Below are 14,917 nucleotides of genomic sequence, written 5' to 3'. Positions count from 1 at the left end.
ACAGGCGTGATGATGGGACACAACTCCCAATACCCCCCACGCTGTGCTTCGTCTGGAACGCGTCTCAAAGCTTTACCCCACCGGCGAAGTGCTGCGCGACGTCACCTGGGAAGTGAAGCCAGGCGACCGTATCGGTCTGGTGGGGGTGAACGGTGCCGGCAAATCCACCCAGCTGCGGCTGATCGCCGGGCTTGAGGAACCCAGCAGCGGCCAGGTGGTGCGCCAGGGGAATCCCCGCATCGTGTACCTCAAGCAGGAATTCGATGTGGATCCCAGCCGTACCGTGCGGGAGGAGCTCTTCCAGGCGTTCGGGGAGGCCGCCGAGGTGCTGATCCGGCAGCACCGGGTGGAGCATGAAATGGCGAGCGAGCAGGCCAGCACCGACCCCGATCATCTCGACGATCTGATCCACGAACTGGGGCGGCTGCACAGCCGCTTCGAAGCCCTGCACGGCTACGAACTCGACGCCCGCATCGACAAGCTCCTGCCCACGATCGGCTTCACCCCCGAATCCGCCGACCTGCCGGTGGGCGACTACTCCGGCGGCTGGCAGATGCGGATCGCGCTCGGCAAGGTCCTGCTGCAGGATCCCGATCTGCTGCTGCTCGACGAACCCACCAACCACCTGGATGTGGAAACGATCCAGTGGCTGGAGGGTTACCTGGTGGCCCAGCCCGTGCCGATCGTTGTGGTCAGTCACGACCGCACCTTCCTCGACAGGATCTGCAACCAGATCGTGGAAACCGAGCGCGGCATCTCCCGCACCTACCTGGGCAACTACAGCCAGCACCTTGAGCAGAAGGCACTGGAGAGGGAAGCCACCCAGGCCGCCTTCGAACGGCAGCAGAAGGAACTGGCGGGCCAGCAGGCCTACATCGACCGCTTCCGCGCCAGCGCCACCCGCAGCACCCAGGCCAAGAGCCGCGAAAAGCTGCTGGAGAAGGTGGAGCGGATCGAAGCTCCGCTGGAAGGGGTGTCCGGCCCCAGCTTCCAGTTCCCGCCGGCGCCCCGCTCCGGCCGGCAGGTGGCGCTGATCGAAGACATGAGCCACAGCTACGGCAACCGGATCCTGTTTCTCGGCGCAGGGCTCGAAGTGGAGCGGGGCGATCGGATCGCCTTTGTCGGCCCCAACGGCGCCGGAAAATCGACGCTGCTGCGCCTGGTGATGGGTCTGGAGCCGGTCGACGAGGGCATCGCCCGCCTTGGCGATCACAACGTGGTGCCGGGTTACTTCGAGCAGAACCAGGCCGAGGCACTCGATCTGGAGAAAACCGTGATCGACACCCTGTTCGAGGCGGTGCCCGACTGGACCCAGACCCAGGTGCGCTCCCTGCTGGGCAGCTTCTGCTTCAGCAACGATGCGGTGTTCAAACAGGTGGGGCAGCTCAGCGGCGGCGAAAAGGCGCGGCTGGCTCTGGCGTTGATGCTGCTCACTCCCTGCAACCTGCTGATCCTTGACGAGCCCACCAACCACCTCGACATCCCCGCCAAGCAGATGCTCGAGCAGGCACTGCAGGAGTACGACGGGGCGGCGCTGATCGTCTCCCACGACCGCTATTTCATCGCCCAGGTGGCCAACCGCATCGTGGAGCTGCGCGATGGCGAGCTGGTGCTCTACCGGGGGGATTACGCCTACTACCTGGAGAAAAAGCGCGAAGAGGCCGAAGCCGAGCGGCTGGAGCAGGAGGTCCAGGCCCGTCGCGCCAGAACGGCCGCCAACAAGGAAAAGCAGCAGGCCAAAGCGGCCTCGCGCAAGACCCGCCAGGACTGAGCGCGGCCGCCCGCAGCCAGGGCAAGCCACAGCGCCAACCCCAGACGGTTGGCCACCAGGAAGCAGGGGTACCAACCGAAAGCAACCGGACCAATCGGTGCATCCCACCGGCCCCTCAACGTCTGATCACCCGCTGTCGGAGCCGGGCTTCAGCTGTGCCGGGTCAGTGGTGCCCAGGCCTTTTGCGCGGGGCGCCAACCATGGCCAGGCCCGCTTCCCGCCACTCCACACCCGCTTACGGCCGGATGCATCACCTGGACCTGAGGCAGGAGAAGCGCCTGAGAGCCCGCTCTATGCAGCGAATACCACAGAAAACTTCATGAAGGCTTAGGCAGGAAAACTCATTTTCCTGGACCCCTCCTATTGATCTGCATATCCTGACCGTATCCCACGCCGCAAGACCAATGAGCGATCCCCGTCTGACCTCCTCCTCCTCCTTTGGCGCCGACGCCCTTGACGGCGGCATGATCGCCATGGATGCTGCCCTCGGGCGAGATGCCGCAGGAGACTCTGTCGAGTCTTACTTCGAATGCATCACCACTTGCTCACTGGATGATGGTGCCTGCATCACCGAGTGTGTAGAGCAGCTGCGGATGCACCACTGATCCCTGGGCGCGAGACCCGCCATGGTGGGACCCTGACACGATCCCTCTAACTCTGTGGCGATCGATACGAGCGACCTCGAAACACTTCGTAGCATTGGGGCGGCTCATTGATCCGCCGCGATGCCAGGAATGTCCGAACCGCTCGCCCTCACCCTTGGCCAGCAATTTGAGTTGGAGCGCATGACCCGCGTCATCGACTCCACCGGAGACGCCCAGTCGCTGCGCGGTCTGGCCAAACAGTTGCTCCAGGCCTGGCAAACCCAGCGGGCCGCTACCGAGTGGATGATGCGCCAGCAGCTCGGCAGTCCGCCGAGCCGCCTCAGCGACCCTCCGGGGCAGAGCCAGCCCACGGCTCTCAAAGTGAATCAGGAGTTTTCCGTGGCTGGCCCGGATGTGCTCTGACGGTGGCCTCTGAACTGTCGCCCCAGCGCTGCCAGCCCCTCCGGCCGGCAGCGCTCAACCAGCGGCTGCATGGTTCACAAGATCCAATCGCAATGCCGATTGGCGCACGGCCGATTGTCCCAAGGAGGACGGACCCAAGCCCGTTTGACTCAAGCCTGAACGCCAACGAGCAAGCCATTGGGTCTGACGACCCAATGGCTTTTCTCTGACCTTTCGCTTCGTGGTTCCTCTCGCCGGGTTCTGCAGCAGTGCTCGTTTTTGTGGCCCTGCTGATCACCGTCCGTTTCTGCGAGCTGCTCAGTGGCCCGGATCGCTGGGCACCGGAGATCGATCAGCGCCGCTGGCCCTGGCCCACCATGGCGGTCGGGGTGACCTGAAGGTCGATGTCAGCGCCGTTCCGGATGATGCGCAACGCCATCGGCCGGCCCACACCATTGCTTTCCACGGCGGCGATCATCTGGGCGGGGCCGGGCAGCGGACGCCCCTCGACCGCCACGATCACATCGCCGGGCCGCAGACCCGCTGATGCGGCAGGGCTGCCCGGCAGCACCGAGCGCACGAGGGCACCGCGCGGGGCGCTGCCTGGATTTGTGCCGGGCACGTTGTCGAGGCCGACGCCGATCATCGGGTGGTCCACTCGGCCGGTGGCCAGCAGCTGATTCGCGATGCTGCGGGCGCGGTTGATCGGAATCGCAAAACCAAGGCCGGCGCCGGGGCCGGAGCGCACCAGGGTGTTGATCCCCACCACTTCACCATCGGCATTGAGCAAGGGCCCGCCGGAATTGCCGGGATTGATGGCGGCATCGGTCTGGATCAGATCCAGCCGCTTGTCGGTGATGCCCAGCTTGCTCACGTTGCGGTTGAGGTTACTGATGATCCCCATGGTCACGGTGTTATCGAGACCGAAGGGATTGCCCACTGCAATCGCCCAGTCGCCCACCTGCAGCGCATCAGAGTTCCCGAGCCTGGCCACCGGCCACGGCCCCGGGCTCAGCAAACGCACCAAGGCGAGATCGGTGAGCCGGTCAAGCCCCACCACTTTCCCTTCCACCCGGCGCCCATCCTTGAGGCCAACATACACCCGGTCGCTGTTCTCCACCACGTGAGCGTTGGTCAGAAGCAGGCCATCGGCCTGGAAGATCACACCGCTGCCCTGACCCCGCTCGGTGCGCTGGGACGGCTGCTGAGCCTGGGGCAGGTTGAAGAACTGGCGGAAAAAGGGATCAGCCATCAGGCCGCGCGGCAGCCCTGAGCCGCCACCGCTCACCACCGTGCGCTCCGTGTCGATCGTCACCACCGCCGGCCCGGCGCTGCGGACAGCGTCCGCGACGAACGACTGCCGGGAGAGCCCAGGCGCACCGCCTGGCTGAGCCTGGGCCGGCGCAGGAGCGGGCCGGGTGAGCACCGGGGAGGCCAGCAGAACGGCAAGGGGGAGCAGATAAGGCAGCTGGCGGAGAGACAAACGCCTCATGGACATGGCGATCAGAACAGGAACGGGACGTGATTCCGACCGTAACGGTGTTGCCTGGCGTTGAGGAACGCCTGCGGCAGTGAAGGTGTGACGAAGTGCGGCAAAGCGCAGGCTCAAAGGATCTCTGCACGCAAGACGCTCCGCCCCTAGGGTTGAAGAACTTTTATGAATGAATATGGACACAAGCAGCGTTCTGCTGGTGTTTCTCGCCTTTGGCGCCGCCTGCAGCACCCTCTGGGCCTGGAGCATGGCACCCGGGTCTTCAAGCAGGCGATGATGGGCCATGGCCTTCCACGGCCACGGCAGCTTGCCCATCACCGATGGACCCCTTTCTCGCCCGCCTGTTTCCCCTCCTCTACGGCGCCTGCCTGCTTGGCCTGCTGTGGCAGGCGTTCCGGGTGATGGCCAAGGGATTCACAGCGGTCTCCCGACCCGCCGATCTCCCGTTTCCCAGCCCCTTCGCCCCGGTCAGTGCTCAGCCGGAGAGCACTGACCGCACCGGCCGTCTCACCATCCACCCGGAGTTACTCGACGCCGACGGCAGCCTTACCCAGGAGGATCTGTTGACAGTGCGCTTCAGTGATGGTGCGGAGGAAACGGTTCTTCCTCCGGAAACCCCTTAGCCCAGCCAAGGCGCCATGAACTGCTACCCGCTCTGAGCGGAGCCTTGGCTTGCGCACATGCGCACCGGATCAGCCTGCTGCGGTCCCATGGGCTGGTACAACCAGAACGTAGAACCGAATCACGGCGGAGGCCGACAGTTGGATCAGAGAACTCGAATCGTGGCGGCCGTTCTGCGCAGCCTCAAACTTCCTCCCCGGTTTCGCCTCCAGCTCACGAAGGAGGATCCGATCCGCCTGGAGCTGAGCCTCACGCCCTCCTACGGCAAGGATCCGATCCTGGTGGGCCTGGTGGAATCCCAGGATCTCGTGGCACGCCGCGATCGGGAGGGCAGGATCCCCCGCGACCTGCAGGGCACCTGGGACTGGACCGTGCGGCACGGCAAGGTCACAACCGGGGGCTGGAACCCCTACCTGAAGGAAGCCCTGCAGACGATGTTTGAAACCGGCTTGCCGGCAGTCGTCTACGAAGAAACCACCGGCGAGGCGTATCACCCGGTGGATGGCGCCCGTCACGTGCGTTGAAAGGCGGCCGGCGGTGCCGTGCGCAAGCTGCTGACGATCGGCGTGGCAGCGGCGCTACCCCTGATCAACAGGCAAAGAAACGTGGCTAAGACCACCACCTGTGGTCCAGAGGGGCGCTAAAACGGACGCATCGGTTTCTTCCGTTTTTCTTTATGTCCTCGCTGGCCCTGTCCATCGGACCCCTGGTGAGACTGCTGGCATCCCTCGGGCTGCTCAGCACCGCCCTGCTGGCTCTGATCCTGAAGCTGCTCGGCTGATCCCGCAGCGACCTCCGGCTGACCCCCCGCCTGCGTTGCCGGGGACCATCGTCGGACTGCCGCTGAGATCCGGCATGCAACCGCTCGGTCGTAGCTTCCCTCCGGCCTCTGGCCCGTCCAAGGCCCCCCTGCCGATTGAGGCGGTTCTGCCGGACATCCTGGAGCGGCTTGAGCCGGCCGGATCCACAGTGCTGCTGCACGCCCCCCCCGGAGCAGGCAAGACCACACGTGTCCCGCTGGCGCTACTGCGCCGCCTGCAGGAGCAACTGCCCCAGGCTGAACCCCACACCGTTCTGATGCTGGAGCCCCGGCGTCTGGCGGCCAAGGCCGCCGCACAGCGGCTCGCCGCCAGCCTCGATGAAGCGGTGGGCGGCACGGTGGGCTATCGGGTGCGGCTTGAGCAGCGCTGTTCGGCAGCCACCCGGCTTGAAGTGCTGACCGATGGGCTGTTCCTGCGGCGGCTGCAAGGAGATCCCGCACTCACGGGCGTGTCGTGTGTGATCTTCGACGAGTTTCACGAGCGCCGAGCGGACACGGATCTCGCCCTGGCGTTACTACTGGAATCCCGGCCACTGCTGGCGCCGGAGCTGCGACTGCTGGTGATGTCGGCCACGCTGGATCTCACCCCGCTGGCCCGCCAGCTGCCGGAGGCCGCAGTGATCCGCAGTGAAGGGAAAAGCTTCCCGGTGCAACTGGCGTACCAGCCCCCGAGGCCGCAGGAGACCCTGGAGCAGCAGGTGGTGCGCGGGCTTGAGCAGCATTGGCTGGAAGCCCGCGGCACAGGCGAAACCGTGCTGGTGTTTCTGCCCGGGCAGCGGGAAATCCTCCAATGCCAACGGGCGATCCAGGCCACTGGCTGGGGGGCGGAGCTGGAACTTGCCCCCCTGCACGGTGGCTTGCCGCTGGGAGCGCAGTCGGCGGCCATGCGGGAGGCACGCAGCGAGGCGGGCAAGGTAGTGCTCGCCAGCGCCATCGCCGAGAGCTCGCTCACGATCGCGGGGGTGCGTCTGGTGATCGACAGCGGCCTCAGCCGTCGCAGCCGCTTCGATCACGGCACCGGCATGGATGGGCTGGTCACGCAGCCAGCGAGCCAGGCCTCAGCCACCCAGCGTCAGGGCAGGGCCGGACGACTGGGCCCGGGCCGCTGTCTGCGGCTCTGGTCGCCGGCAGAGCAGCAGCGGCGTCCTCCGTTCGATCTGCCGGAGCTGCTGGAGCGGGATCCCCTGCCGGTGGCCCTGCAACTGGCGCAGTGGGGCGCTGGAGCCGGGGGGTCGTTGCCCTGGCTGGATCCCCCCCCACAGCAGCCATTGCTGGCGGCGATCGACCTGCTGGGCCAGCTCGGAGCCACGGACGTCCACGGCCGCATCACGGCCCATGGCCGTGCCATGGCCCAGCTAGGCCTGCATCCCCGGCTCGCCCACATGCTGCTGATCGCCAAGCAGCGCAACCTGCTGCCGTTGGCCTGCGAGCTGGCGGTGCTGCTGGAGGCCCGCGATCCGCTCGGGCTACAGGAAGCCGGCTCGGATCTGCTGCGGCGGCTCGACTGGTTGAGGCAAGGAGGCGCTGACCCTCGCCGTCAGCTCCTGCTCCAACAGCTGGCACAGCTGCAGCGGCAGGCGGGCGGGTGGCGCGTGGCCCAACCGTTGGCGACCAGCGGCTTCAGAGCCAGCACGGGTGGCTCTGAAGCCCAGCAGGCGGCCGAGCTGATCGGCTTGGCCTACCCGGAGCAGGTGGCCCTGGCCCGTCAGGAAGCCGGGGGCCGCTTTCTGATGCGTAACGGTCGCGGCGCCCGGCTCCATCCCGGCGATCCGTTGGCGGGCGCCGAGGTCCTGGCCATCGCCCGGGCCGACGCCGGAGGCAGCGAGGCGCGGATTCTGCTGGCCCTCCCCCTGGCGAGGGCCAGCCTGGAGCAGTTGGCCCAGCTTGAAGGCAGCAGCGTGGCAACGGTTCGCTGGGATGGCCAGGAGCAACGGGTGGTGGCCGTGCGGGAGCACCGACTGGGGGCCCTGGTGCTGAGCCGGCGGCCCTGGCAGGACGCCCCGCTCGATCAGGTGCAGGACGCCCTGATGGCGGGCCTGCGGGAGCACGGCCTCATCGCCCTGCCCTGGAGCGCCGGCAGCCGGCAGTTGCAGCAACGCCTCTGCCTGGCCCATCGGGAGCTGGGGCCACCCTGGCCCGACCGGAGCGAGGCGGCCCTGGGGGGTGATTTCGGCGCCTGGCTCGGCGATCAACTCGCCGGCCGGCGTTCCCTGCAGGAGTTGCAGGCGCTCGATCTACAGGAAGCGCTCTGGTCGGGGATCCCCTGGGATTGCCGCCGCGACCTGGACCAGCTCCTGCCTGCCAAGCTGCTGGTGCCATCCGGACGGCTGGTACCGATCGACTACGGCCACTCTCCCCCCGTGCTGGCCGTGCGGCTGCAGGAGATGTTCGGTTGCAGCCGCACGCCGGCGCTGCTCCAGGGGCGCCTGAACTTAACCCTGCACCTGCTCTCCCCCGCGGGCCGCCCGGTCCAGATCACCCAGGACCTCGACGGCTTCTGGGGCAGCAGCTACCGGCAGGTGCGCGCCGAGCTTCGGGGCCGCTATCCGCGCCATCCCTGGCCGGAGGATCCCCGCCAGGCCCTGCCCACGAGCCGCGCCAAGCCCGCTGCCCGCAAATAACCGCAACATGACGGCGGCGAAGATGTGGCAGCGACGAGCCGACGTCGAAGGGCTGGCCCGAAGTGTCAGTCGAACAGGTGGGCAAAGCCGAAATGCCTCAACCCCTCCGCTATACCCTCACAGCCAGGAGCGCGCGCCGCATAGGTGCGCTGCAGCCGGGGCAGCTCCTGGCGCAGGGCGGGTTCTGCATTGCCCACCATCACGCCCTTGAGGCCGGTCTCGAACATGGCCAGATCGTTGAGGCTGTCGCCGGCGGTGATCACTGTGTTCGGATCCAGCTCCAGCCACTCCACCAGTGCCTGCAGTGTCGAGCCCTTGTTGACTCCCGCCGGCAGCACATCCAGGTAGCGGTCGGCGGAGATGAGGCAATCCACCCCCAAGTCGCTCAGGCGGGACGGCAGGCCCGGGTCGAGCTTGCCAAGATCCACGTCGTAGGCGAGGCGGCGGTGGGCGCTCACCGGCTGGGGGCTGAGCCCGGGCTGGTTCCGCAGCAGAGGGGCCAGCCGTTCCGCGCAGCCCTGCCAGCGGCGATCGATCGGATCCACCAGACCCGGCAGTAGCGCCAGGCTGGTGCCACAGGCCACGGTGGCGCCCACGTCACTGATCACCAGATGGGGAGCTGGTGGCCGCTGGATGGTCTCCTGGAGCAGCAAGCGACCCACGGAGGCCAGATCCCTGCCGGTGCTGAAGACGTGCAGCACCCGGTCGCGGCGCTGCTCCAGCCAGGCGTAGAAGGCGCCTTTGGCCGCCGGACTGCCCTCCAGCAGCGTGCCGTCGAGATCGGTGACGAGCACGAGCTGCGGCTCCCGCGGCAGTCGAGCCACCAGCTGGGCCGTGGCCGGATGGTCGGTCGCGCAGCGACTGATGGCGCGGACATCAGCGGCGGGATGGCCAATGGCGCGGTGGTCGTTGGTGAGATGTTCACCGAAGTGTTGGCCGCCGGCGTGCTGGTTGAAGGGGTGGTTATCGATGGCGGGATAAACGATGGGATGTTGATCGGTGGGGCGTTGACGGGTGGAGCGTTGATCGCTGAAGCGTGCGGAGTGAACGATCGCAAAGGGGTGGATTGCCGAGCGCTGGGTTGCGGAGGGCTGAACTGCGGCGGGTTGGCTTGCGAAGTGGTGGTCGGCGGCCTCTGCCGCAGTTGTCTGTGGCTGTCTGCTGGCTCAATAACTGCTGGCTGTTTGCCGGTTGGTCGTTGGCAGTTGGTAGAACCCTCGGAAACACGGTGGAGCAAGCATCACCAGAACGGATTCCCGAACCTCCCAACGACAGGCCGGCAACTGTCAAGCCATCCCCATCTTTCGTTACGATTTGATCTGTCATTGAGCTTGCGTCATGGCTGACTCCACCTCCCCCCGCTTCGGCTTCGTCAACTTCGCGGAAACCTGGAATGGCCGCCTGGCCATGCTGGGCTTCGTGATCGGCCTGACCACCGAAGTGCTGACCGGCCAGGGAATTCTCTCCCAGATCGGCCTGGGCTGATTTCCTGCCTGCAGCGTCCCATTGGCCTCGCCGCTTCTTCAGGAGTGGTGGGGCCTATTCCTTTGACGTTTCACAGTGGGCCTGTCCACTGGTCCACCACGACGACTGCTGATCGGCAAGACTGGGCCTTCCGTGCCGACGTTGCTCGCATGGCTCCGTTCTACGTCAAGAACCGACGCGAAGGATCTCGCCTGTTGAGCACAGCCCTCGTGGTGTGCGCCGCGGGATTGGTCCGTTTTGATCACCCCAGCGGCCGATCCATTTTCCTGGTGGCCGCCGCCGTGAGTCTCTACTGGGGTTTCTGCTACGGCCGTCTTGAACGCTGACTCCGCCACCGGTGTTCTCCCCCGCTTCAGCGTCGCCGAACTCAACGTGGCGATCGGCACTTTGATCGAGCGGGGCTTCGCGCCACGCTTCCTGATCGAAGCCACGGTGTCCCGGCCTCAGCTCAAGAAGGGTCACCTCTGGCTCACGCTGATGGACGAAGAGGCCTCCATTGCCGGTGTGGTGTGGGCTTCCCAGTTGCCGCGTCTCAGCTTTCGCCCCGGCGATGGGGACGGCGTCACGGTGGTGGGGAAGCTGAATTTCTGGCCGGCGCGGGCCACTCTCTGTGTACAGGTTCTCGACGTTCGGCCAAGCCTCAGCAGTGTGCTGCGTCGTTTTGAGCGGGTCCGCGACCTGCTGGAACCGTCCGGGATCTTCAGTGCCGCCCGCAAACGTCCCCTCCCCGCTCTCCCCGAGGCGATTGCCTTACTCACCAGCGTGCCGAGCGCAGCGCTCGCGGACATGCTTCGCACCGCGCGGGAACGATGGCCGGCCACCCGGATCGTGATCCTGCCGATCCCTGTGCAGGGGGGCGTGGAGGACGAGATCTGTCGTGCCATTGCCGCTGCGGGCCGGCACGCCGGCGCCCTCGGCCTTGAGGCGCTGGTGCTGGCCCGTGGTGGGGGGAGCCGTGAAGATCTCTCCGTCTTCGATGGTGAACGACTGGCCCAGGCTCTGGCAACGTGCCCGCTCCCCGTCATCACCGGGCTCGGCCATGAAAGCGACACCACCATCGCTGACCTGGTGGCGGACTATCGGGCCGCCACACCTACCGCTGCGCTGGTGGCCCTGTTGCCGGACCGCGCCAGTGCCCTCCAGCGCCTGCGCTCGCTCAGGTCCCAGCTGGGCGGCGAATTGCGCTGGCGCCTGCAGAGCCACCGCCAGAACCTGCTCGCCCTAGCGGCCCAGCGTGACCGTTGCCATCCCGCCCGGGTCCTGCAGTACCGTCGCCAGCGGCTTCAGCAATTGGAGAATCTGCGCGAAGCCCTTTCGCCTCAACGCCTGCTGCGTCGGGGCTTCTGTCTGGCCCGTGGCGAGAACGGTCAGCTGGTGCGTTCGCTCAGACAGGTGGGCATCGGCCAGCACCTTCAGCTGGAATGGACTGATGGGCTAGCGGACGTTCAGGTCACCGACACCAGCCCCATCGGCGAAGCCATGGTGGAGTCTTTCGTCAGCTTGCCCCCTTCATGACCCTACGCAAAAGCAAGCCACAGGCCAAAGCCCGCGCAGCAGGCCCCCTTGCCGGCGTTCCGCCCGCCTGGGCCGCGGAGATCGGCGAACTCACATACAGCCAGGCCCTCACGGCACTGGAGCTGGCCCTGGCCCAGCTCCAGTCGGAGGATCTTGAGGTGGAAAGAATGGCGGAGCTCTATCAGCGTGCACTGGCCTACGGCCACCGTTGCGAAGCCGTACTGCAGCAGGTGGAGCAAGAGGTCTTGCAGCTTGAGGTCAACGCAAGTGATCAAGCCACTGCCGCCCCATTCATCGAGACGCAGCCATGACAATCCCGGAACGGTCAGAACGGCCCACTTTCCTTCCGATCACAGGGGCGCCCGCCAGTTCGCATCGACTTCAGTGGCTCTATCTGGCGTTGGCGGTGGCGGGAGCCGTCCTGCCCTGGCTGGCCAATCTGGAGTTCATCCAGCTCAGCAACAGCGCCTTTGATCTGGGTCTGTTCCTCCGCCTGGCGAATGCCAATCCAGCGGCGCAGTCTCTTTCGCGTGATCTTTTCATTGGCGCTACAGCCATAACCATCTGGATGGTGGCAGAAGCCCGTCGGCTGCAGGTGAAGGGCATCGCGATCTGCCTCCTCTGCTGTGTGACACTGGCCTTCGCCTGCGGTGCTCCTTTGTTCCTGTTCCTTCGCGAACGGCGGTTGCAGGAGCTGGACCATACCAACGCAGCCAGCGGATAGGAGCCCGCTGAAATTGCCGCTCAACCGATTGCTGTAGCGCTTGCACCACCACCGGCGGCGTTTGTCGGCGCCATGTGGGGAGGTCGATCGGCCAATCGGGCGATTCCTGTGCGCATCTGTGAGCATCCGCTCCGTGCGATTGCCGTAGATCCCCTGCAGCAACAGGGCCATCAGCAACTGCTCAGGAGGGACTGGGGGCCAGGCACCCTCGGGGTACAGCCTGAAAAAGCTTGGAGTCAGCCGGTCGAGCACCTAGTGGTCCAACTCCTGTGCCTGCCGCATGGCGTGGCGCTTGGGGATTCGGTCCTTGGTTGGGGACGTAGGAGAAGAGAGGACCGGTCCGTTCCTGCTGGCCGCGCCTCTGCTCGGTTCCGTTGGGCCAATCTCCCGCGGCTCGGTTGATCTTTCAGCAGCCGCATAGAGGCGAGTCACCAGTCTCAGCCGCTTGAGCGTCGGTGAACAGTGATGCCGGCGGTTGAAAAAACCGCTGACAACAGGGTTCAAGCTTCAATGGTGTTCACGGAGACAATCAGTGGGGACATCGGCGATGTCGACAATATTGGATAGATAGGCGGCGCGAACGGTATCAAGTGTAGATGCCCGAAGCAGAGTCTGTATGTTTACGGCCAGGGGTCCCGCTGACTCACTAACCCTCATGTGGTGTCGGCCGTTAGCGATGGGAGACCGTACTCACCTGGGGGTCTCCTCAATCTCTTCTGGATACGATCAACACAAACAGTGTCATCGGTGCTGGATCATTCCGGCGGTTCGTTGTCACTGATCGGCCTGGCAGCAACGTCAATAGTCACATCGGTTGCCTCGCGTTCTGAACCAGTCGTGCGGCTCGCTTGGTCCCTCCCAGGGTCGTCATCGACCTGAATGAAAAGAGAGCGGTTGAACAACGAGGCAGAAAGCGGATTTCGCCGTAATCCGGCGTCCATTGGTGCCTGTGTTTGCTGATCGACGCCACGAGCCTGTGGTCCATCTAGATCAAGTCGGGATCCACAGGCCGGGCAGTTCACCGCCGACAGGGTGGTGAGTCCGCAGGTGGGACAAGTGCGCACGCGGCTGCTAATGATTCTCCACGCCACCCATCCACCGCCGGCCAGCAAAAATGGCAGCAGCACAATGATGAGGGTGAGTCCACCCAGCAGATCAAGGATGAGCCGTCCAGCAGGTCCCGGTGCCAAGAGCAGCAGAGCACCCAACAGAATCCAGACCCAGGGAATCCGCCGCTCCATCAGCGTTGAAAGCGAGGGTCGCTTTCGATCCACCTCTCCAGAGCCGCAAGCCCCTCAATACCAGCCCAACTGAAAAGCACAACGCCCACCAAAAAGCAAAGCAGGAGGCCAGCCCCCAGCAGCACAGGCACCAAGGCAAGGCTGAGAAGGCCAATCAGAACGATGGAGCCCACACCGGCAGCAAGCAGCAAAAGGCTGGCGGGGAGTGGTCGGAGGGAGAGACCTGGTCGGGCCACGCGTTTACTCCTAGCTCCCATCATCCTCGCGCGAATGGCGCAAGACGATCGGCCGAATCGAGGTGTGGATCGCCCCCACTGCGCCGCCGGCCCAGAACGACGCTCCATGCGATGCCGTAATAAAAAATCAGACCCTGCAACCAGACCCAAAGAGTCAGCACGAGCACACCACTGATCACGCCATAGGCCTGAAAGCGGGTCCCTAGGGAAACGAGACTGCGGCCCACCGCTAAGTTCAACACCAACTGCACCACCCCGATCAACAACGCAGCAGGCAGCAGGGGACGCCAAGGCGTCACCCCTGAAGGCAACACGCGCAAAAGAAGAAGTGCCACCAACACGGAGATGAGCAGCGACCCCACCAGATTCAACACGGTCGGGTCAGGAAGGAAGACCTGGATCAACCAGGAGAAGTGTGAATCAAACATGGAACGCCACGTCTGCGTGCCCATTGATCGGAGGTTAGTGGTGAGCTGATCAATCACCAACAGGAGACCGACTGAACCCACGAACCCAAACGCCTTGAGGCGTTGCAATACAAAGCGGCGAACAGCGAACCAGGGCTGCTGTTGCTGAATGGGAGCGGCAACGGAAGGGATGGCCGAGTCATCGCCCCAGAGACGGTCAGCCCCACGCTGCAGTGTGAGATAGGCGTTGCTGGAGGTGAGCAACAACATCCCCAACCCAAACCAACCAGCACTGGCCCTGGCAGATTGCAACTTGAGCAGAGTGGTGCGAATCAGTGGCAAAGAAGCCTCGGGAAAGAACTGGGCAGACCAACTGATAATCTGTTCAGTAAGCCCATCCTCTCTACCGAGAATGCCACTCGCAGTAGAGAGCACGATCAGCAACACTGGGAATATGGATTGAAGTGTGTGATACGCAAAGGCCGCACTGAGGTCAATACAGTCGCAACGATCCCAGAGGCGATAGGCCCTCCAACCAGTCAGAGCGAGCCTCTTTGCTGCCAGCGGAAGCCTGATCGGCACAGTATCAACACGGCCAGCCTGCATACTTTAAGCACACACCAGCGGCTGCACAGCGCAGTTCTTGGCATGGGCCGCTGGATCACGCCTCACAGAGTCCTGTTGCAGCAGCACTTGCTGGGAGCGAAGAGGCAAAACCCATAAACAAATGATGCCCAGCATGTGTCTTGAATCTGCCCCACCAGCAATCCATCCTCCAGCCAACACGCAACCAACAAAAAAGCCACCCTTTCGGGTGACTTTCAGTGTTTTGCTTCTCTCGATTCATCATCATCAGATGACAAGCTCGATCAAAGCAAAACTTGGTAGGAATGAAAAGTTTTATCCTGGCATTGAGCTATTTTTGCAGGAAGCTACCCTCCAACTATCTTCGCCGCTACTGCGTTTCACAACCGAGTTCGAGATGGATCGGAGTGGGG

At 64.7% G+C, this 14,917-nt stretch carries 17 protein-coding genes; 13 read left to right on the top strand and 4 right to left on the bottom strand.

Features of this window, described 5'->3' with window-relative positions; genetic code table 11:
* The first annotated feature begins 43 nt into the window (after positions 1-43).
* From KBZ19_RS11140 to KBZ19_RS11130, 3 genes are all read left to right on the top strand, one after another.
* A complete protein-coding gene (locus KBZ19_RS11140) occupies positions 44-1,771 on the top strand; it encodes an ABC-F family ATP-binding cassette domain-containing protein (RefSeq protein ID WP_315856353.1) in 1,728 nt (575 codons plus the stop codon).
* Between the two features lie 404 nt (positions 1,772-2,175).
* Entirely contained in the window at positions 2,176-2,376 is a 201-nt protein-coding gene (locus KBZ19_RS11135) for a hypothetical protein (RefSeq protein ID WP_094512430.1), read from the top strand.
* A 129-nt stretch (positions 2,377-2,505) separates the two neighbouring features.
* Positions 2,506-2,778, top strand: a complete 273-nt coding sequence (locus tag KBZ19_RS11130; protein WP_094512427.1) for a hypothetical protein — start codon at positions 2,506-2,508, stop codon at positions 2,776-2,778.
* 331 nt (positions 2,779-3,109) lie between these two features.
* On the opposite strand, the gene KBZ19_RS11125 is transcribed toward KBZ19_RS11130, so the two are convergent.
* Complete coding sequence (locus tag KBZ19_RS11125) at positions 3,110-4,249, bottom strand: trypsin-like peptidase domain-containing protein (RefSeq protein WP_233132923.1); 1,140 nt, start codon at positions 4,247-4,249, stop codon at positions 3,110-3,112.
* Between the two features lie 320 nt (positions 4,250-4,569).
* Here KBZ19_RS11125 and KBZ19_RS11120 point away from each other — a divergent pair, with 320 nt between their 5' ends.
* The 3 genes from KBZ19_RS11120 (at position 4,570) to hrpB (ending at position 8,311) form a co-directional block, all read left to right on the top strand.
* Positions 4,570-4,872, top strand: coding sequence for a DUF2973 domain-containing protein (locus tag KBZ19_RS11120; protein ID WP_094512419.1), 303 nt, complete (start codon positions 4,570-4,572; stop codon positions 4,870-4,872).
* 138 nt (positions 4,873-5,010) lie between these two features.
* The gene (locus KBZ19_RS11115) at positions 5,011-5,394 is read left to right on the top strand and encodes a hypothetical protein (protein WP_094512782.1); all 384 of its coding nucleotides are present in this window, start codon (positions 5,011-5,013) and stop codon (positions 5,392-5,394) included.
* Positions 5,395-5,725: 331 nt separating this feature from the next.
* On the top strand, positions 5,726-8,311 hold the full coding sequence (gene hrpB, locus KBZ19_RS11110; protein WP_255100993.1) for an ATP-dependent helicase HrpB: 2,586 nt from the start codon (positions 5,726-5,728) through the stop codon (positions 8,309-8,311).
* 65 nt (positions 8,312-8,376) lie between these two features.
* Here hrpB and KBZ19_RS11105 read toward each other — a convergent pair whose 3' ends face one another.
* Positions 8,377-9,135, bottom strand: coding sequence for an HAD family hydrolase (locus tag KBZ19_RS11105; protein ID WP_233132922.1), 759 nt, complete (start codon positions 9,133-9,135; stop codon positions 8,377-8,379).
* Positions 9,136-9,153: 18 nt separating this feature from the next.
* On the opposite strand from KBZ19_RS11105, the gene KBZ19_RS11100 reads away from it, so the two are divergent.
* The 6 genes from KBZ19_RS11100 (at position 9,154) to KBZ19_RS11075 (ending at position 12,035) form a co-directional block, all read left to right on the top strand.
* Entirely contained in the window at positions 9,154-9,657 is a 504-nt protein-coding gene (locus KBZ19_RS11100) for a hypothetical protein (RefSeq protein ID WP_255100992.1), read from the top strand.
* On the top strand, positions 9,650-9,796 hold the full coding sequence (locus KBZ19_RS11095; RefSeq protein ID WP_094512408.1) for a chlorophyll a/b-binding protein: 147 nt from the start codon (positions 9,650-9,652) through the stop codon (positions 9,794-9,796). Before KBZ19_RS11100 ends, KBZ19_RS11095 begins: the two co-directional genes overlap by 8 nt.
* 149 nt (positions 9,797-9,945) lie before the next feature.
* Positions 9,946-10,122, top strand: coding sequence for a hypothetical protein (locus KBZ19_RS11090; protein WP_255100991.1), 177 nt, complete (start codon positions 9,946-9,948; stop codon positions 10,120-10,122).
* Positions 10,112-11,311 carry an exodeoxyribonuclease VII large subunit gene (gene xseA, locus KBZ19_RS11085; protein WP_255100990.1) on the top strand — a complete coding sequence of 400 codons (1,200 nt, stop codon included), beginning with the start codon at positions 10,112-10,114 and terminating at the stop codon, positions 11,309-11,311. The genes KBZ19_RS11090 and xseA overlap by 11 nt, the downstream gene beginning before the upstream one ends.
* Positions 11,308-11,622: an exodeoxyribonuclease VII small subunit gene (xseB, locus tag KBZ19_RS11080; protein ID WP_255100989.1), complete on the top strand. Its 315-nt coding sequence runs from the start codon at positions 11,308-11,310 to the stop codon at positions 11,620-11,622. The genes xseA and xseB overlap by 4 nt, the downstream gene beginning before the upstream one ends.
* Positions 11,619-12,035, top strand: coding sequence for a DUF2834 domain-containing protein (locus KBZ19_RS11075; RefSeq protein WP_255100988.1), 417 nt, complete (start codon positions 11,619-11,621; stop codon positions 12,033-12,035). Before xseB ends, KBZ19_RS11075 begins: the two co-directional genes overlap by 4 nt.
* Positions 12,036-12,790: 755 nt before the next feature.
* Here KBZ19_RS11075 and KBZ19_RS11070 read toward each other — a convergent pair.
* Positions 12,791-13,276, bottom strand: a complete 486-nt coding sequence (locus KBZ19_RS11070; protein WP_144036990.1) for a zinc ribbon domain-containing protein — start codon at positions 13,274-13,276, stop codon at positions 12,791-12,793.
* A gap of 256 nt (positions 13,277-13,532) precedes the next feature.
* Positions 13,533-14,525 carry a YihY/virulence factor BrkB family protein gene (locus tag KBZ19_RS11065; RefSeq protein WP_255100987.1) on the bottom strand — a complete coding sequence of 331 codons (993 nt, stop codon included), beginning with the start codon at positions 14,523-14,525 and terminating at the stop codon, positions 13,533-13,535.
* A gap of 133 nt (positions 14,526-14,658) precedes the next feature.
* Between KBZ19_RS11065 and KBZ19_RS11060 the strand changes: the two genes are divergently transcribed.
* The coding region (locus tag KBZ19_RS11060) for a hypothetical protein (RefSeq protein ID WP_255100986.1) at positions 14,659-14,917 on the top strand (259 nt) is incomplete at its 3' end.

This window comes from Synechococcus sp. L2F (assembly GCF_024345695.1).
GTDB lineage: Bacteria > Cyanobacteriota > Cyanobacteriia > PCC-6307 > Cyanobiaceae > MW101C3.
The sequence above is the reverse complement of the archived record's forward strand: the minus strand, read 5'-3'. Positions and strand labels throughout refer to the sequence as shown.